This window comes from Azoarcus sp. CIB, from assembly GCF_001190925.1.
Classification (GTDB): domain Bacteria; phylum Pseudomonadota; class Gammaproteobacteria; order Burkholderiales; family Rhodocyclaceae; genus Aromatoleum.
This window is the reverse complement of record NZ_CP011072.1, coordinates 4,005,345-4,022,290: the sequence shown is the minus strand read 5'-3', so window position 1 is coordinate 4,022,290 and position 16,946 is coordinate 4,005,345. Positions and strand designations below refer to the sequence as shown.

Below are 16,946 nucleotides of genomic sequence, written 5' to 3'. Positions count from 1 at the left end.
GTGCAAAACCATAATTGGATCGGAAAGACCCTGGCTCTGGCGCTGCTGCCGATGGCAGTCGGCGCGGCGTGGGCGCAATCAGCTCCTGAAATGACTGCCGACGAAAAAACGAAGGCAAAGCAGATCTACTTCGAGCGCTGTGCCGGTTGTCACGGCGTTTTGCGCAAGGGTGCCACCGGCAAGAACCTTGAACCGCACTGGGCGAAGACCGCGGCCGATGGCACCAAGCTCGAAGGCGGCACGCTGAAGCTCGGCACCGCCCGGCTCGAGAAGATCATCTCCTACGGCACCGAAGGCGGGATGGTCAACTATGACGACATCCTGACCAAGGAAGAAATCAACATGATGGCGCGGTACATCCAGCAGACGCCGGACGTGCCGCCCGAGTTCTCGCTCAAGGACATGAAGGACAGCTGGAAGTTGATCGTTCCGGTTGCCGAGCGTCCGAAGAAGCAGATGAACAACATCAACCTGAAGAACGTGTTTGCGGTGACGCTGCGCGATGCCGGCAAGCTCGCGCTGATCGACGGCGACACGCACAAGATCTGGAAGGTGCTCGACACCGGCTATGCGGTGCATATCTCCCGCCTGTCGGCATCGGGCCGCTACGTCTACACCGTTGGCCGCGACGGTCTGACGACGATCATCGACATGTGGTACGAAGAGCCGAAGACGGTCGCGACGGTGCGCCTTGGTTCGGACGCACGCTCGGTCGATACGTCGAAATTCAAGGGCTTCGAAGACAAGTACCTGATCGGCGGCACCTACTGGCCGCCCCAGTTCTCGATCATGGACGGCGAGACGCTTGAGCCGATCAAGATCGTCTCGACCCGCGGCCAGACGGTCGACGGGGAATACCACCCGGAACCGCGCGTCGCGTCGATCGTCGCGTCGCACATCAAGCCCGAGTGGGTGGTGAACGTGAAGGAGACCGGGCAGATCATGCTGGTCGACTACACGGACATCAAGAACCTGAAGTCCACGACGATCGAGTCCGCGAAATTCCTGCATGACGGCGGGTGGGACATTTCCAAGCGCTACTTCATGGTTGCCGCCAACGCGTCGAACAAGGTCGCCGCGGTCGACACCAAGACCGGCAAGCTCGCGAGCCTGATCGACACGGCGAAGATCCCGCATCCGGGGCGGGGCGCGAACTTCATGCACCCGCAATTCGGCCCGGTGTGGACCACCGGCCATCTTGGCGCCGACGTCATCTCGGTGATCTCGACGGCCTCCGACAATCCAAAGCACGCGAAATTCAAAGACAAGAACTGGAAGGTCGTGCAGGAATTGAAGATGCCGGGCGCGGGCAATCTGTTCGTGAAGACCCATCCGAAGTCGACCCACCTGTGGGCCGATGCACCGATGAACCCCGAGCGCGAGATCGCCGAATCCGTCTATGTGTATGACCTGAAGGACCTGAGCAAGGCGCCGAGCCGTCTCGACGTTGCGAAGGATTCGGGCCTGCCCGAAAGCAAGGCGATCCGCCGTGCGACACACCCGGAGTTCAACGAAGCGGGCAACGAGGTGTGGATCTCCCTGTGGGGTGGCAAGACGGACCAGTCGGCGATCGTCATCTATGACGACAAGACCCTCAAGCTGAAGAAGGTCATCACCGACCCGGCCATCGTCACGCCGACGGGCAAGTTCAACGTCTTCAACACGATGCACGACGTTTATTGATCGGTTCTCCGGTCGCCTGCTGAGTCCCCCGCGCCCCGTGCGCGGGGGCCGGGAAGGGAGAAAAGAGTGTCATGACAGACAAAGACGACAAGCAGCCGGAAGGGCGGAGAGGATTCTGGGCGTCGTTGTGTCGTCCGAGCGCGAAGTATTCGTTCGGGGGCCTCCTGGTCGCGGGATTTGCGATCGGCGTGCTCTTCTGGGGCGGCTTCAACACCGTCCTGGAAGCGACCAATACGGAGGCGTTCTGCATTTCGTGTCATGAAATGCACGACAACGTGTATCAGGAATACAAGAAGACGATCCACTACACGAACCGCACCGGGGTGCGTGCGACCTGCCCCGATTGCCATGTGCCGAAGGACTGGACGCACAAGATGATCCGCAAGGTGCAGGCCTCGAAGGAGGTCTGGGGCAAGCTGACCGGCACCATCGATACGCCCGAGAAGTTTGCGTCCAAGCGCCTCGAGCTCGCCCGCAACGAGTGGAAACGCATGAAGGCGGCCGATTCGCGCGAGTGTCGTAACTGCCACAGCCTCGAGAGCATGAATGCCGACTCGCAAAAGCAGCGGGCGCGCAAGCAGCACGAAATGGCGCGCGAGGACAACATGACCTGCATCGACTGTCACAAAGGCATTGCGCATACGAAGCCCGAAGGGATGACCGAGGAAGACGACCTGTAAGCCGCCCGCGGCCCAGGCCTCCGACTGAATCAACTGAGGAATCGACGATGAAGAAAACGATAATTGCCGGCGTTGTCGGCGCAATTCTGGCAGGCGCGACCGGCGCCGCGATGGCTGCGGCCCCCGACTGGAGCAAGATCCCCGCGAAGGACATCACCGTGTTTTATCCGGGCGTATCCCCGATCGAGTGGATCACCAAGGGCACGGAACACGGCGGCGCGCGCGGCATGAAGAAGGGCGAAACCTGCGCCGACTGCCACCATTCGGAAACGTCCGACATGGGCAAGAAGATGGCGAGCGGGCAGAAGATCGAGCCGACTCCGATCGCCGGCAAGGCGCCCGCCATTCCTGTCAAGGTGCAGGCCGCGCGTGACGCGGACAACCTGTACGTGCGCTTCTCGTGGAAGCAGCCGCCCGCATCCGGTGCAGCGAAGATGGATGCGAAGAACCCCGTCAAGGTCGCCTTCATGCTGGAAGCCGGCGGCAAGGTCGAACTCGCCGACCTCGGCGGATGCTGGTCCACCTGCCACGTCGACTCGCGCACCATGCCGGGCGCCGCCGAGACCAAGCTGAAATACGTCAAGGGCGGATCGCTGGCGGAAGGCAAGTTCTACGATCTGTACCAGTGGCGCAGCGGAGAGAAGAAAGGTTTCAACGGCTACGTCGCGGACAAGCGCGTGATGGAAGGCGGTCAAGCGCTCGTGAGTGCCGACGGCAAACTCGACGGCGACACTTGGACGGTCGTGTTCGCGCGCAAGCTGGCGGGCGGGGAGGGTGATGTCGCCCTCGAGTCCGGAAAGACGTACAACTTCGGCTTCGCGATCCACGACGACAGCGCCGCCGGTCGTTTCCATCACGTTTCGCTCGGCTACAAGCTCGGCATCGACACCAGCGCCGACATCACTGCGGCGAAGTGAGCGCTCGCGCGCCTGTGCCCCAAGCCGCCTTCCTCCGTTCGCGGGGGAGGCGGCTTCGTTCCGTTCGACAAGTACCTTTTGCGGGGGATGATCGTGCGTCTCAAGACCAACGCGGCGGCCGTGGTCGCCCTGCTCGGCGCGTGGCAGATCGGTATCGTCTGCGCTGCCGAGCATGAAGTGTCCATCGTCGACTACAAATATTCTCCCGCGGTAGTCGAGATCCGCGCGGGCGACACGGTCACGTGGGTCAATCGGGAAAAGCGGACCAGCCATTCGGTATTGTTCGAAGCGACCGGTGAAGAGTCCGAGCGCTTCTTCCCCGGCGAGAAATGGTCCCGCACCTTTCCGCGGGCCGGGCGTTTCGAGTACCGATGCGGCCCGCATCCCGAGATGAAGGGTGCCGTCGTCGTCGGCGAGTGAGTCCCGGGCGCGCCGGCGGTCCCTGCGGCCATCCGCCCGCCCTTGACCGGCGTCATTTCCCTGAAGGCTGCGGTTCGCTGTAATGGCAGCTCTGAGGAGAGTCCCATGTTCCGCATCTCGCACTTCATCCGCGAACTCGACCACCCGACGCCCGTCGCCCCGCGCCGCAATCCCCCTGGCCCCGTCGTCATCTGGAACCTGATCCGTCGCTGCAACCTCACCTGCAAGCACTGCTACTCGATCTCGGCCGACAAGGACTTCCCGGGCGAACTCTCGACTGCCGACGTCCTCCGGGTGATGGACGACCTCAAGTCCTTCCGCGTGCCGGTGCTGATCCTGTCCGGTGGTGAACCGCTGTTGCGGCCCGACATCTTCGAGATCGGCCGGCGTGCGAAAGAGATGGGCTTCTATGTCGGACTGTCGAGCAATGGCACGCTGATCAACGACGCCAATATCGACGCGATTGACGACACCGGCTTCGACTACGTCGGCGTCAGCCTCGACGGCATCGGCGCCACCCACGACAAGTTCCGCCGCCTCGACGGCGCCTTCGAGGCCTCGATGGCCGGCATTCGCCTGTGCCTCGGGCGTGGCATCAAGGTCGGCGTGCGCTACACGATGACCGAGGACAACGCCCACGACCTGCCGGCGCTGCTGCGCCTCGTCGAGGACGAGGGTATCGACAAGTTCTACTTCTCGCACCTCAACTACGCCGGCCGCGGCAACAAGCACCGCGCCGACGACGCACGCCACCAGACCACGCGCGACGCGATGGACCTGCTCTTCGAAACCTGCCTGGACCTGCACCGGCGCGGCATCGAAAAGGACTTCGTCACCGGCAACAATGACGCCGACGGCGTCTACCTGCTGCATTGGATCGCGCGGCGCTTCCCCGAGCATGTCGAACACATCCGCGGCAAGCTCGCGCAATGGGGCGGCAACGCCAGCGGGGTAAACGTCGCCAACATCGACAACCTCGGCGTCGTTCATCCCGACACGATGTGGTGGCACGTTCCCCTCGGTAACGTCCGCGAGCGCAGGTTCTCCGAGATATGGAGCGACCTGTCCAATCCGCTGATGGCCGGACTCAAGCAGCATCCGCGCGCGTTGTCCGGGCGCTGCGGTGCCTGCCACCATCTCGACATCTGCAACGGCAGCTCGCGCGTGCGTGCACAGCAGATCACCGGCGATCCGTGGGCCGAGGACCCCGGCTGCTACCTCAGTGACGACGAAATCGGCGTGAAAGCCGGCGAGGTCGCTGGCGAGCGCGTCGTCACCACCCCCTTCGTTTCCCGTCGGCGCACCGCCTGATCCGAGGATTCCATGAAATCCACGCACACTCTGCCGTCGCCCGTCCGGCGCGTCCTGGTTCTTTCCGGCTTACTCGTCGGCGCGGCCCTCGCGCTGCATGCGGCCGACTCGCGGGGCGCGGAGGGCCCCGCGGCGGTCTACCAGCAACACTGCGCCGCCTGTCATGGTCCGGACCGCCTCGGCGCAACCGGCCCCGCGCTGCTGCCCGAAAACCTCGCGCGCCTGCGCAAGGAGGAGGCCGCAACGGTGATCCGCGACGGTCGTACTGCGACGCAAATGCTGCCGTTCGGCGCCCTGATTCCCCAGGAACAGATCGCCGCTCTCGTCGCGTGGATCTATACCCCGGTCGTGCCCGCGCCGAGCTGGAGCGAGTCCGACATCCGGGCCTCGCGCATCGCCCACATCGATCCGGCGACCTTGCCCGCGAAACCGGTGTTCGACGCCGACCCGATGAACCTCTTCCTCGTCGTCGAAACCGGCGACCATCACGTCTCGGTGCTCGACGGCGACAAGCTTGAGCGCATCCACCGTTTCCCGAGCCGGCATGCGCTCCATGGCGGGCCGAAGTTCACGGCCGACGGCCGCTTCGTGTTCTTCGCTTCGCGCGACGGCTGGATCACCAAGTACGACCTGTGGAACCTCAAGGTCGTCAGCGAGGTCCGCGCCGGCATCAATACGCGCAACGTCGCCGTGTCGCCCGACGGCAAGCACGTTGCCGTCGCCAACTACCTGCCACACACGCTGGTGCTGCTCGACGGCGAACTCAACCTGCTGAAATCCATCCCCGTCACCGACCGTGACGGCAAGACCAGTTCGCGCGTGTCGGCGGTCTATGAAGCCACCCCACGCAACAGCTTCGTCGCCGCTTTGAAGGACGTGCCCGAGATCTGGGAGATCAGCTACGACCGCCACGTCGAGGACATCCCTACCGGTTTCGTCCACGACTTCAAGTACCGCGAAGGCGCTTTCGTTCCCGGTTACCTCAATCCGCGCCGCACCACGCTCGCCGATCCGCTCGACGACTTCTTCTTCACCCAAGACTACTCAACCGTTCTCGGCGCCTCGCGCGAAGGCGTAGGGCAGGTCGTGCACCTCGACGTGCGCCGCAAGATCGCCGACCTGGCGCTCGACGGCATGCCGCATCTCGGCTCCGGCATCTCGTGGGACTGGCAGGGCCGGCGCGTGATGGCGAGCACCAACCTCAAGGCCGCCGAAGTCACGGTCATCGACCTCAAGGACTGGAGCGTCGTCAAGCGCATCCCCACGCGCGGCCCCGGCTTCTTCCTGCGCAGCCACGAGAACAGCCGCTACGCCTTCGTCGACTCGATGATGAGTCGCGAGGCCAAGAACACGCTGCAGGTCATCGACAAGCAGACGCTGGAGATCGTCAAGGAGCTCAAGGCCGCGCCGGGCCAGACGCTCGCGCACATCGAGTTCACGCGCGACGGCCGCTATGCGCTCGCGAGCCTGTGGGAGATGGACGGTGCGCTGATCGTCTACGACGCCAAGACGCTCGAGGAAGTAAAGCGCCTGCCGATGAAGAAACCGGTCGGCAAGTACAACGTGTGGAACAAGATCTCGCGCGAGGAAGGCACTAGCCATTGAGGCGGACGTTTCCCGTTTGGGGCGCCCGGAGGATTTTTGAAGAAATTTTGAAAAGGGTGTTGCGCACCTCGAAAGTGATGCCTATAATGCGCAGCTCTTAGCAGGCGCGTAGCTCAGCTGGTTAGAGCACCACCTTGACATGGTGGGGGTCGTTGGTTCGAGTCCAATCGCGCCTACCAACGTATGGAGCTGGAAGATGATCTTCCGAACTACTACTGAAGCCGGAAGCTGAAAAGTCGGGCTCCGCTGTAGTGCTCCAGGAAAAAAGTGCGGCCCGTCCGCACTTTTTTTTCGTCCACATTTTCCATCATCCAGCTTTTCGTCACCCCTTCTCGAGGCCTAGAGATCATGCCGAACATCACGCTCCCCGACGGTTCCGTACGCAGCTTCGACCATCCGGTGACCGTGCTCGACGTCGCGGCGTCGATCGGAGCGGGTCTCGCGAAAGCCTCGCTTGCCGGCAAGGTGGACGGCAAGCTCGTCGATCTTTCGCATCGCATCGAAAGTGATGCATCGCTCGCTATCGTCACCGACAAGACCGAAGAGGGTGTGGATGTCATCCGGCACTCGACCGCTCACCTGCTTGCGCATGCGGTGAAGGAGCTTTTCCCGGACGCTCAGGTCACGATCGGTCCGGTCATCGAGAACGGCTTCTACTACGACTTCTCGTACAAGCGCCCCTTCACGCCGGAAGACCTCGAAAGCATCGAAAAGCGCATGGCCGAACTCGTCAAGCGCGAGATCCCGGTCACGCGCGAAGTGTGGCCGCGCGACAAGGCCGTGGAATTCTTCAAGTCGCAGGGCGAGAACTACAAGGCCGAGATCATTGCCTCGATCCCGCAGGGAGAGGATGTCTCGCTCTATCGTCAGGGCGACTTCATCGACCTGTGTCGCGGTCCTCACGTCCCCTCGACGGGCAAGCTCAAGGTCTTCAAGCTGACCAAGCTCGCCGGCGCGTACTGGCGCGGTGATTCGAAGAACGAGATGCTGCAGCGCGTGTACGGCACCGCCTGGGCGAAGAAGGAAGACCTCGAGAGCTATCTTCATATGCTCGAAGAGGCCGAGAAGCGCGATCACCGCAAGCTCGGTCGGCTGCTCGATCTCTTCCATCTGCAGGAAGAGGCGCCCGGCATGGTGTTCTGGCACGCCAACGGCTGGACGCTGTGGCAGCAGGTCGAGCAGTACATGCGCCGCACCATCCTCGATAACGGCTACCAGGAAGTGAAGACGCCGCAAATCGTCGATCGCTCGCTGTGGGAGAAATCGGGGCACTGGGGCATGTATTCGGACCTCATGTTCACGACGCAGTCGGAGAAGCGCGACTACGCCGTCAAGCCGATGAACTGCCCGTGTCATATCCAGATCTTCAACCAGGGTCTGAAGAGCTACCGGGACCTACCGCTGCGCATGGCCGAGTTCGGTTCGTGCCACCGCAACGAGCCCTCCGGTTCGCTGCACGGCATCATGCGCGTGCGCAACTTCGTGCAGGATGATGCGCACATCTTCTGTGCCGAGGATCAGGTGCAGGCCGAGTCGGCCGCCTTCATCCGTCTGCTGCAGAAGGTGTATGCCGACTTTGGTTTCAACGACATCCTGATCAAGCTGTCGACGCGCCCCGACAAGCGCGTCGGTACCGACGAGCAGTGGGATGCGGCCGAGGCCGCGCTCGCGGCCGCGCTCGACGCGCAGGGGCTCGCGTATGAGTTGCAGCCGGGCGAGGGGGCGTTCTACGGGCCGAAGATCGAGTTCTCGCTCAAGGACTGCCTCAACCGCGTGTGGCAGTGCGGCACGCTGCAACTCGACTTCAATCTGCCGGTCCGTCTCGGGGCCGAATACGTCGCCGAAGACAACGCCAAGAAGTATCCCGTGATGTTGCATCGCGCGATCCTCGGCTCGCTCGAGCGTTTCATCGGCATCCTCATCGAGCACTTCGCGGGGGCGCTGCCGCTGTGGCTCTCTCCGGTCCAGGCCGTGGTCCTGAATATCTCGGAAGGTCAGTCCGAGTACGCGACGGAAGTTACAAAACGCTTGAAGCGGGCGGGTTTCCGGGTCGAGGCGGATTTGCGTAACGAAAAGATTACCTATAAAATCCGAGAACATAGCGTGCACAAGCTGCCCTACCAGATCGTCATTGGCGAGAAGGAAAAGGCTGCGGGCCTCGTTGCCGTGCGTGCCAGAGGGGGCCAGGATCTTGGCCAGATGACCCTCGATACCCTGATCGAGCGTTGGCAGCGCGAAGTTGAAGCGCGGTCGGCCTCGATTTGATTTTTTGGCATTCGTGGAGAACTGAACCATCGCTCAAGAAAAAAAGCAGCGCGTCAATGAGGAGATCAGCGCGCCCGAAGTTCGTCTGGTCGGTGAAGACGGCGAACCGATCGGTATCGTGTCCCTGAGAGCGGCCCTCGATGCGGCTGAAGAAGCCGGGCTGGATCTTGTCGAAATCGCGCCGATGGCGCAGCCCCCGGTCTGCCGGGTGATGGATTTCGGCAAATTCAAGTATCAGGAGCAGAAGAAGGCCCACGAAGCCAAGCTCAAACAGAAGCAGGTGCAGATCAAGGAAGTCAAGCTCCGTCCTGCAACTGACGAGAACGATTACCAGATCAAGTTGCGCAACCTCAAGCGCTTCCTTGAAGAAGGTGATAAGTGCAAGGTGACGCTGCGTTTCCGCGGTCGGGAAATGGCGCACCAGGAATTCGGCCTGCGTCAGCTCGAGCGGGTCAAGGCCGATCTGGAGGAGTTGGGTCAGGTCGAGCAGATGCCCAAGATGGAAGGGCGTCAGATGGTGATGGTGATCGCGCCGGTGAAGAAGAACCGCTGAGCGCGACCGAAAATCTGCCCCCGGCCCTTGGCTGGAGGCAAATCCCGGCGGGTATGTCTGCCGGAATACAAGTGATGTCAGGTTGAAAACGCGCCGCATGGCGACGCTACCTGGCGTCATTCATAAACCTGGAGTTAGCAATGCCGAAGATGAAGACCAAGAGCGGAGCCGCCAAACGGTTCAAAGTCCGCGCTAGTGGTGGGATCAAGCGGTCCCAGGCGTTCAAGCGCCACATCCTTACCAAGAAGACCACCAAGAGCAAGCGCCAGCTGCGCGGCATGACGGAAGTCCACGCCGCCGACGAGAAGCTGATCCGCGCCATGCTGCCTTACGCTTGATAGGAGACCACAATGCCCAGAGTTAAACGTGGTGTAACCGCCCGCGCGCGTCACAAAAAGGTTCTCGATCAGGCCAAGGGTTACCGCGGTCGCCGCAAGAACGTATACCGCATCGCCAAACAGGCGGTGATGAAGGCCGGTCAGTACGCCTATCGCGACCGTCGTCAGCGCAAGCGCCAGTTCCGTGCCCTGTGGATCGCCCGTATCAACGCCGCTGCGCGTGAAGTGGGCCTGACCTACAGCACCTTCATGAACGGCCTGAAGAAGGCCGCGATCGAAGTGGACCGCAAGGTGCTGGCCGACCTGGCCGTGTTCGACAAGCCCGCTTTTGCGGCGCTCGCAGATCAGGCCCGGGCCAAACTCGCTGCGTAATCGAACGCAGCACGAAAAAAGGAGGCCTGGCCTCCTTTTTTTTTCCTGAATTTTCCACGGCAAGCAAATGGATAAGCTCGATCAACTCGTTCAACAGGCTACGGCCGAGTTCGCAGCGGCGGCGGACGGCGCCCAGCTCGAACAGGCCAAGGCGCGCTTTCTCGGCAAGACGGGCGTGCTCACCGAGCAGCTCAAGAGCCTCGGCAAGCTCGCGCCTGAAGAGCGCCGCGCGGCGGGCGCCGAGATCAACCGCGCCAAGGATGCGATCGAGGCGGCGCTCGAAGCTCGCCGCACTGCCCTGCGCGAAGCCGTTCTGCTCGCCCAACTCGCGGCCGAGGCTCTCGACGTGACCTTGCCGGGCCGCGGCGCGTCGGTTGGTGGCCTGCATCCGGTGAGCCGCACGCTCGAGCGCATCGAGGGTTTGTTCCGCTCGATCGGCTTCGTGGTTGCCGACGGTCCGGAAATCGAGACCGACTGGCATAATTTTACGGCACTGAATACGCCGGAAAACCACCCCGCGCGCTCGATGCACGACACCTTCTACCTCGAAGGCAATGACGAAGTGCTGCTGCGCACGCACACCAGTCCGGTGCAGGTGCGCGCGATGCTCGATCATGCCGCCCGCCATGCCGGGCGCGAGCACATGCCCGAGCTGCGCATCATTGCGCCGGGTCGTGTGTACCGCGTCGATTCGGACGCCACGCATTCGCCGATGTTCCATCAGGTCGAAGGCCTGTGGGTTGGCGAAAGCGTCAGCTTTGCCGACCTCAAGGGCGTGATCGCCGACTTCCTGCGCAAGTTCTTCGAGACCGAAGACCTGCAGGTGCGTTTCCGTCCCTCGTTCTTCCCCTTCACCGAGCCCAGCGCCGAGATCGACGTCGCCTTCATGAGCGGTGCGCTTAAGGGGCGCTGGCTCGAGATCGCCGGCTGCGGCATGGTGCATCCGAACGTCCTGCGGTTCGGCGGCATCGACCCCGAACGCTATACCGGTTTCGCCTTCGGCATGGGGCCGGACCGTCTCACGATGCTGCGCTACGGTGTCAACGATCTGCGCCTGTTCTTCGAAGGCGATCTGCGCTTCTTGAGCCAATTCAGGTAATCGAAACATGCAATTCTCGGAACAGTGGCTGCGGAGCCTCGTCAATCCTCCGCTCGACAGCGAGGCGCTCGGACATCTCATGACGATGGCCGGCCTCGAGGTGGAAGAATCAGCTCCCGTTGCGCCGCCCTTCACCGGCGTCGTCATCGCCCGGATCGTCGAGGCGGAAAAGCATCCAAACGCCGACAAGCTGAAGCTGTGCAAGGTCGACGCGGGGCAGGGCGAGTTGCTGCAGATCGTCTGCGGCGCGCCGAATGCGGCGGTCGGCATGAAGGTGCCCTGCGCCGTCGTCGGTGCGAAGTTGCCCGGCTTCGAAATCAAGGCGGCCAAGCTGCGGGGCGTCGACTCATTCGGCATGCTGTGCTCGGCCCGCGAACTGGGTCTCTCGGAAGATCATGCCGGTCTGATGGATCTTCCCGTCGACGCGCCCGTCGGGACGAACCTGCGCGAGTATCTGGCGCTAGACGACACGCTGTTCACGATCAAGCTCACGCCCAACCGCTCGGATTGCCTGAGCCTGCTCGGCGTCGGCCGCGAAGTTGCAGCATTGACGGGGCAGCCGCTTTCCGTGCCGGAAGTCGTGGCAGTCGAGCCGACCATCGATGATCGGCGTGCCATCGTGCTCGATGCGCCAGCGGCATGTCCGCGCTACTGCGGGCGTATCGTGCGCAGCGTCGACGCGAAGCTCCCTACGCCGGATTGGATGAAGCAGCGCCTGCAGCGTTGCGGCGTGCGTTCGATCAGTGCGCTCGTGGATGTCACGAACTACGTGATGCTGGAGCTCGGCCAGCCCTTGCACGCCTTCGACAACGCGCGTCTGTCCGGTGCGATCCACGTGCGCTATCCGCGCGAGGGCGAACAGGTGCTGCTGCTCAACGAGCAGACCGTCACTCCGGCGGCCGACACCCTGCTGATCGCCGACGAGACACGTGCGCTGGCGCTCGCCGGCATCATGGGTGGCGAGGAGAGCGGGATCACGCTCGAGACGACCGACTTGTTCCTAGAGAGCGCTTTCTTCGCGCCCGACGCGATCGCGGGTCGCGCGCGCAGCTACGGCTTCGTGTCCGATGCCTCGCACCGCTTTGAACGTGGCGTGGACTTCGAGCTGGCGGCGAGCGCGATCGAGCGTGCGACGCAGCTGATCCTTGAAATCTGCGGCGGTGCGGCGGGGCCGGTCGTCGAGGCCGTGTCGAAAGAGCATCTGCCTGCACGCAAGCCGGTCCGTCTGCGTCCGGCGCGCGCGCGTCGCCTGCTTGGCATCGATCCCGACAATGCCGCGATCGTTAAACTGCTCAATGGCGTGCACCTCGGCGTGTCCCACGAGGGTGAGAACCTGCTCGTCGTGCCGCCGTCCTTCCGCTTCGACATCGAGATCGAAGAAGACCTGATTGAGGAGATCGCGCGCCTTTACGGCTACGACAACATCCCGGCTCTGCCGCCGCAGGGTGGGTTGGCGATGTTGGACCGTTCCGAGTCCGGCCGCAGCGTCTGGGACGTCCGTCATCTGCTGGCGGGTCGCGACTATCAGGAGGTGGTCAACTACGCGTTCGTCGAGGAGGCGTGGGAGCGCGACTTCTGTTCCAGCGACACGCCGATCCGGCTCGCGAACCCGATCGCCAGCCAGATGAGCGTGATGCGCAGCAGCCTGATTCCTGGGCTCGCGGGCAATCTCGTCGCGAACCGCAAGCGGCAGTTGAGCCGCGTGCGCGTGTTTGAAATCGGCCGCTGTTTCGAGCGCAAGGCCGACGGCGAACCGATCGCCGGCTTCCATCAGCCCGTACGTGTCGCTGGTCTCGCGGCCGGCTCTGCGCTGCCCGAACAATGGGGTGCGCCGACCCGCAATGTCGATTTCTACGATATGAAGGGGGACGTCGAGGCCCTCTTTGCGCCGCGCACCCTGAAGTTCGAGCCGGTTTCGGAGCCTGCACTTCATCCCGGTCGCGCCGCGGCGGTGCTGCTGGACGGGCGTCGCATCGGCGTCGTCGGCGAGCTTCACCCGGTCTGGGTTCAACGCTACGACCTCGGTGCCGCACCGGTCGTGTTCGAGCTCGACATGGATGCGGCGCTGCTGGCCGATTTGCCTGCCTACGCGGAAATCTCGCGTCAGCCCGCGGTCACCCGCGACCTCGCCCTCGTCGTCGAGCAGGCGCTGCCGGTCGCGCGCGTGATCGAGGTGCTGAGTGAGTCGGCGCCCGCCATCGTGAAGGGTGTCGAGCTCTTCGATGTGTATCATGGCAAAGGCATCGATCCGGGGAAAAAGAGCCTTGCGTTCAGGGTGTTGATGCAAGATACTCAACGCACGCTTGAGGATGCAGAGGTGGATGCCGCAGTCACGGCGATCGTCCATCATGCCGAAACTGTGCTCGGCGCCCGCTTGCGTGGATAGTCCCAGAATGAACATTACCCTGACCAAAGCAGAGCTGGCCGACATGCTGTTCGAGCGTGTCGGCCTCAACAAGCGTGAAGCCAAGGACATGGTGGAAGGCTTCTTCGAGGAGATCCGCCTGGCCCTGGAAAAGGGCGAGTCCGTAAAACTTTCCGGATTCGGCAATTTCCAGCTGCGCGACAAGCCGCAAAGGCCCGGACGCAACCCGAAGACCGGCGAGGAAATTCCGATCACCGCCCGCCGCGTCGTTACCTTCCATGCCAGTCAGAAGCTGAAGGCAGCCGTGGAGCAGCTGAGCGATGCAGGCAAGCAGCCATAACGAGGCCTCCGGGCCTCTGCCGCCGATTCCGGCCAAGCGCTACTTCACAATCGGTGAAGTGAGCGAGTTGTGCGCGGTGAAACCCCATGTGCTGCGCTACTGGGAGCAGGAGTTCACCCAGCTCAAGCCGGTGAAGCGGCGTGGCAATCGGCGCTACTACCAGCATCATGAAGTGCTGCTGGTGCGCCGCATCCGCGAGCTGCTGTACGACGAAGGCTTCACGATCTCGGGTGCGCGCAACAAGCTTGGTGAGTCCGCCATCCATGAGCAGGAGGAGGCGGAGGAGTCCGATCGGTTGCGCGAAATGCTCACCGGCGTGAGGGCGGAGATCGTGGCGACGCTTGCTCTGCTGAAAGCGTGATTCTAGGCTGGCAAAATCCGACAGTGCTGCTATAATGGCGGCTTGTGTCGGGGCGTAGCGCAGCCTGGTAGCGCACTTGCATGGGGTGCAAGGGGTCGCGAGTTCGAATCCCGCCGCCCCGACCAGTAAATTCAAACAAGAACCGGCCGCTGGCCGGTTTTTGCTTTTATGCACTCCGTCGGACTCTCCGGGTGACCGGGCGGGGGTGCGTCGGTGTGCTAAGATGCTTCGCCGCTTCTGTGATACATCCGGCCCGGCATCGTGGTTTGTATCCCTCCGAACGGAAAAATCATGCGCATTCTGGTCAGCAACGACGACGGTTATTTTGCTCCTGGCATCGCCGCCCTGGCAGCGGCCCTCTCCGAAGTGGGGGACGTGACCGTCGTGGCGCCCGAGCGCGACCGCAGCGGTGCGAGCAACTCGCTGACCCTCGATCGCCCCTTGTCGCTGCGTCGCGCGGCCAACGGCTTCCATTTCGTCAACGGTACGCCCACGGACTGCGTGCATCTGGCCGTGACGGGGATGCTGGATCATCTGCCTGACATGGTCGTGTCGGGGGTCAATCACGGCGCCAACATGGGTGACGACACGGTGTACTCCGGCACGGTCGCGGCGGCCACGGAGGGCTACCTGCTCGGCGTGCCGTCGATTGCGATTTCGCTCGTGAGCAAGCAGGCGAGCGATTTTTCCGCTGCGGCGCGTGTGGCGCGCGACCTGGCCGAACGTTTCCTGCGTGATCCATTTCGCCAGCCCGTGTTGCTGAACGTGAACGTTCCTGACCGACCGTACGAGGAGTTGCGCGGGCAGAAGATCACACGGCTGGGCAAGCGCCACAAGGCCGAGCCGGTGATCCGCAGCGTGACGCCGCGCAACGAGACGGTATATTGGGTCGGTGCAGCCGGGCAGGCGGCCGATGCCGGTGAAGGAACGGACTTCAACGCCGTGACGGAAGGGTTTGTCTCCATTACGCCCCTGCAGATCGACCTGACGCATTACAACCTGATGCCGGGTGTCTCGGAGTGGCTGGCACGATGAGCCTGCGCCGGCCCGATGTGGGCCAGGCCGCGACACGTGCGCGGGCTCGCATGGTGGAGCGCCTGCGCGCTCAGGGCATCCGGGACGAGAAGGTGCTCGCGGCGATGATGCAGGTGCCGCGGCACGCATTTGTCGAAGAGGGGCTGGCGTACAGCGCGTACGACGACACGGCACTGCCCATCGGCTATCAGCAGACGATTTCGCAGCCTTTCGTGGTTGCGAAGATGATCGAGACGCTGCGCGCCGGCCGCGAACTCGGGCGGACTCTGGAAGTCGGAGCGGGTTGTGGCTACCAGGCAGCGGTGTTGTCCTTCGTTGCCAAGGAAGTCTATGCGGTGGAACGGATCCGTCCGTTGCTCGATGTTGCGCGCGAAAATCTCCGCCCACTGCGTTTGCCCAACGTGCGGCTGAAATGTGCCGATGGCACGATGGGTTTGCCCGAGGCCGCTCCGTATGACACGATTATAGTTGCGGCTGCTGCGGCGAGCGTGCCGGTGTCCCTCAAAGAGCAGCTTGCTTCGGGCGGGCGGCTGATGCTGCCCGTCGGTGGCGCGGACCAGAGGCTCGTGATGATCGAGCGGCAGGGGAATGTTTTCAGGGAGAGTCGCCTCGATGCTGTGCGGTTCGTCCCATTATTGACTGGTACGGAATGAGTGATTCAGTGAAGCTTGGTCATGTGTGCCGCTGGCTGACGCTGTGCGGCGTCGTCGCGGTGCTGGTGGGGTGTGCGACCCCGCGGCCCGCCCCCGTCAGGGACGGTACCCCTCCGCCCGCCGCCGAGCCTGCCGCGGGTGCAGCGGGTGTGGTGTCGAAGACGGATGCTCCGACTCACGTGGTGCGCCCCGGGGACACGCTGTTGGGGATCGCGCGGCAGTACGGAGTCACGGTGAAGGATCTGGTCGGCTGGAACGGCCTCTCCGATCCCAACCAGATCCATGTCGGGCAGGCGCTGAGGGTGGGCGCTGCAACGGCTTCCGCTGCGGGCGGTGGCGCGACGGCCGGCGCGGTGGCGCAGCCGATCGCGATCACGCAGCCGGTGGACGTCCAGCCGGTCAAGACCCCGGGCGAAACCACCCCGCCGGTCGCGGGCGGGTTCAAGCAGGAGCCCCGTGGAGGCAAGCAGCCTTATAGTGACGAGGCGTGGGCCTCGCTGAATCCGCGGGCGGGCGCGACCGTTCCTGCCGCCCCGACTCCGGCCCCTGCCGCGCCTGAGCCGGACAAGGCGCCGGGCAATACCACATGGCTGTGGCCGGCCTCGGGGCAGGTCATCGAAACATTCGACGAGGGCACGAACAAGGGCGTCGACATCGCCGGCAAGGCGGGCGATCCGGTGGTGGCGTCCGCAGGCGGAAAGGTGGTGTATTCCGGAAGCGGCTTGCGTGGCTATGGAAAACTGGTCATCATCAAGCACGATGCGAATTACCTGACAGCCTATGCGCATAATCAGCAGTTGCTGGTGAAGGAAGGCGATTCGGTGTCGAAAGGCCAGAAGATCGCGGAGCTTGGCAGCACCGATGCGGATCGTCCCAAGGTGCATTTCGAGATCCGCAAGCAGGGCCGCCCGGTTGATCCGCTGAAGTATTTGCCTGCACGCTGACGAGG

Annotated in this window: 17 protein-coding genes and 2 tRNA genes; all 19 read left to right on the top strand. The window is 63.3% G+C overall.

Features of this window, described 5'->3' with window-relative positions; translation table 11 throughout:
- The first annotated feature begins 51 nt into the window (after nucleotides 1-51).
- Nucleotides 52-1,683: a nitrite reductase gene (locus AzCIB_RS17995; RefSeq protein ID WP_198149725.1), complete on the top strand. Its 1,632-nt coding sequence runs from the start codon at nucleotides 52-54 to the stop codon at nucleotides 1,681-1,683.
- A gap of 71 nt (nucleotides 1,684-1,754) precedes the next feature.
- The gene (locus AzCIB_RS17990; protein WP_050417153.1) at nucleotides 1,755-2,363 is read left to right on the top strand and encodes a NapC/NirT family cytochrome c; all 609 of its coding nucleotides are present in this window, start codon (nucleotides 1,755-1,757) and stop codon (nucleotides 2,361-2,363) included.
- A 47-nt stretch (nucleotides 2,364-2,410) separates the two neighbouring features.
- Nucleotides 2,411-3,280 carry an ethylbenzene dehydrogenase-related protein gene (locus AzCIB_RS17985; RefSeq protein ID WP_050417152.1) on the top strand — a complete coding sequence of 290 codons (870 nt, stop codon included), beginning with the start codon at nucleotides 2,411-2,413 and terminating at the stop codon, nucleotides 3,278-3,280.
- A gap of 93 nt (nucleotides 3,281-3,373) precedes the next feature.
- A complete protein-coding gene (locus AzCIB_RS17980) occupies nucleotides 3,374-3,700 on the top strand; it encodes a plastocyanin/azurin family copper-binding protein (protein ID WP_050418438.1) in 327 nt (108 codons plus the stop codon).
- 105 nt (nucleotides 3,701-3,805) lie between these two features.
- Nucleotides 3,806-5,011 (top strand): heme d1 biosynthesis radical SAM protein NirJ, encoded by a 1,206-nt coding sequence (nirJ, locus tag AzCIB_RS17975; RefSeq protein ID WP_050417151.1) that lies wholly within the window; start codon nucleotides 3,806-3,808, stop codon nucleotides 5,009-5,011.
- Between the two features lie 12 nt (nucleotides 5,012-5,023).
- Nucleotides 5,024-6,616 carry a nitrite reductase gene (locus AzCIB_RS17970; protein WP_083447058.1) on the top strand — a complete coding sequence of 531 codons (1,593 nt, stop codon included), beginning with the start codon at nucleotides 5,024-5,026 and terminating at the stop codon, nucleotides 6,614-6,616.
- A 102-nt stretch (nucleotides 6,617-6,718) separates the two neighbouring features.
- Nucleotides 6,719-6,795, top strand: a tRNA-Val gene (locus AzCIB_RS17965).
- A 169-nt stretch (nucleotides 6,796-6,964) separates the two neighbouring features.
- Nucleotides 6,965-8,881 carry a threonine--tRNA ligase gene (thrS, locus tag AzCIB_RS17960; RefSeq protein WP_050417150.1) on the top strand — a complete coding sequence of 639 codons (1,917 nt, stop codon included), beginning with the start codon at nucleotides 6,965-6,967 and terminating at the stop codon, nucleotides 8,879-8,881.
- A 28-nt stretch (nucleotides 8,882-8,909) separates the two neighbouring features.
- Complete coding sequence (infC, locus tag AzCIB_RS17955; RefSeq protein WP_083447057.1) at nucleotides 8,910-9,434, top strand: translation initiation factor IF-3; 525 nt, start codon at nucleotides 8,910-8,912, stop codon at nucleotides 9,432-9,434.
- A gap of 140 nt (nucleotides 9,435-9,574) precedes the next feature.
- A complete protein-coding gene (gene rpmI, locus AzCIB_RS17950; RefSeq protein ID WP_015437124.1) occupies nucleotides 9,575-9,772 on the top strand; it encodes a 50S ribosomal protein L35 in 198 nt (65 codons plus the stop codon).
- Between the two features lie 12 nt (nucleotides 9,773-9,784).
- Nucleotides 9,785-10,144, top strand: coding sequence for a 50S ribosomal protein L20 (rplT, locus tag AzCIB_RS17945; protein ID WP_018988925.1), 360 nt, complete (start codon nucleotides 9,785-9,787; stop codon nucleotides 10,142-10,144).
- A 67-nt stretch (nucleotides 10,145-10,211) separates the two neighbouring features.
- Nucleotides 10,212-11,243, top strand: coding sequence for a phenylalanine--tRNA ligase subunit alpha (gene pheS / locus AzCIB_RS17940; protein ID WP_050417148.1), 1,032 nt, complete (start codon nucleotides 10,212-10,214; stop codon nucleotides 11,241-11,243).
- 7 nt (nucleotides 11,244-11,250) lie between these two features.
- A complete protein-coding gene (pheT, locus tag AzCIB_RS17935; RefSeq protein ID WP_050417147.1) occupies nucleotides 11,251-13,629 on the top strand; it encodes a phenylalanine--tRNA ligase subunit beta in 2,379 nt (792 codons plus the stop codon).
- 7 nt (nucleotides 13,630-13,636) lie between these two features.
- On the top strand, nucleotides 13,637-13,948 hold the full coding sequence (locus AzCIB_RS17930; RefSeq protein ID WP_050417146.1) for an integration host factor subunit alpha: 312 nt from the start codon (nucleotides 13,637-13,639) through the stop codon (nucleotides 13,946-13,948).
- Nucleotides 13,929-14,309, top strand: a complete 381-nt coding sequence (locus AzCIB_RS17925; RefSeq protein WP_050417145.1) for a MerR family transcriptional regulator — start codon at nucleotides 13,929-13,931, stop codon at nucleotides 14,307-14,309. The genes AzCIB_RS17930 and AzCIB_RS17925 overlap by 20 nt, the downstream gene beginning before the upstream one ends.
- 48 nt (nucleotides 14,310-14,357) lie before the next feature.
- A tRNA-Pro gene (locus AzCIB_RS17920) sits at nucleotides 14,358-14,434 on the top strand.
- Nucleotides 14,435-14,600: 166 nt separating this feature from the next.
- The gene (gene surE, locus AzCIB_RS17915; RefSeq protein ID WP_050417144.1) at nucleotides 14,601-15,344 is read left to right on the top strand and encodes a 5'/3'-nucleotidase SurE; all 744 of its coding nucleotides are present in this window, start codon (nucleotides 14,601-14,603) and stop codon (nucleotides 15,342-15,344) included.
- Nucleotides 15,341-15,997 carry a protein-L-isoaspartate(D-aspartate) O-methyltransferase gene (locus AzCIB_RS17910; RefSeq protein WP_083447056.1) on the top strand — a complete coding sequence of 219 codons (657 nt, stop codon included), beginning with the start codon at nucleotides 15,341-15,343 and terminating at the stop codon, nucleotides 15,995-15,997. The genes surE and AzCIB_RS17910 overlap by 4 nt, the downstream gene beginning before the upstream one ends.
- Complete coding sequence (locus AzCIB_RS17905; protein ID WP_050417143.1) at nucleotides 15,994-16,941, top strand: peptidoglycan DD-metalloendopeptidase family protein; 948 nt, start codon at nucleotides 15,994-15,996, stop codon at nucleotides 16,939-16,941. The genes AzCIB_RS17910 and AzCIB_RS17905 overlap by 4 nt, the downstream gene beginning before the upstream one ends.
- The last annotated feature ends 5 nt before the right edge of the window (nucleotides 16,942-16,946 follow it).

Bases quoted from the DNA above. Each gene is read 5' to 3' on its own strand.
- AzCIB_RS17905 (WP_050417143.1), top strand. From the start codon at position 15,994: ATGAGTGATTCAGTGAAGCTTGGTCATGTGTGCCGCTGGCTGACGCTG.
- pheS (WP_050417148.1), top strand. From the start codon at position 10,212: ATGGATAAGCTCGATCAACTCGTTCAACAGGCTACGGCCGAGTTCGCA.
- pheT (WP_050417147.1), top strand. From the start codon at position 11,251: ATGCAATTCTCGGAACAGTGGCTGCGGAGCCTCGTCAATCCTCCGCTC.
- surE (WP_050417144.1), top strand. From the start codon at position 14,601: ATGCGCATTCTGGTCAGCAACGACGACGGTTATTTTGCTCCTGGCATC.
- AzCIB_RS17910 (WP_083447056.1), top strand. From the start codon at position 15,341: ATGAGCCTGCGCCGGCCCGATGTGGGCCAGGCCGCGACACGTGCGCGG.
- rpmI (WP_015437124.1), top strand. From the start codon at position 9,575: ATGCCGAAGATGAAGACCAAGAGCGGAGCCGCCAAACGGTTCAAAGTC.
- thrS (WP_050417150.1), top strand. From the start codon at position 6,965: ATGCCGAACATCACGCTCCCCGACGGTTCCGTACGCAGCTTCGACCAT.
- nirJ (WP_050417151.1), top strand. From the start codon at position 3,806: ATGTTCCGCATCTCGCACTTCATCCGCGAACTCGACCACCCGACGCCC.
- AzCIB_RS17970 (WP_083447058.1), top strand. From the start codon at position 5,024: ATGAAATCCACGCACACTCTGCCGTCGCCCGTCCGGCGCGTCCTGGTT.
- AzCIB_RS17985 (WP_050417152.1), top strand. From the start codon at position 2,411: ATGAAGAAAACGATAATTGCCGGCGTTGTCGGCGCAATTCTGGCAGGC.
- AzCIB_RS17925 (WP_050417145.1), top strand. From the start codon at position 13,929: ATGCAGGCAAGCAGCCATAACGAGGCCTCCGGGCCTCTGCCGCCGATT.
- rplT (WP_018988925.1), top strand. From the start codon at position 9,785: ATGCCCAGAGTTAAACGTGGTGTAACCGCCCGCGCGCGTCACAAAAAG.
- AzCIB_RS17995 (WP_198149725.1), top strand. From the start codon at position 52: ATGGCAGTCGGCGCGGCGTGGGCGCAATCAGCTCCTGAAATGACTGCC.
- AzCIB_RS17990 (WP_050417153.1), top strand. From the start codon at position 1,755: ATGACAGACAAAGACGACAAGCAGCCGGAAGGGCGGAGAGGATTCTGG.
- AzCIB_RS17930 (WP_050417146.1), top strand. From the start codon at position 13,637: ATGAACATTACCCTGACCAAAGCAGAGCTGGCCGACATGCTGTTCGAG.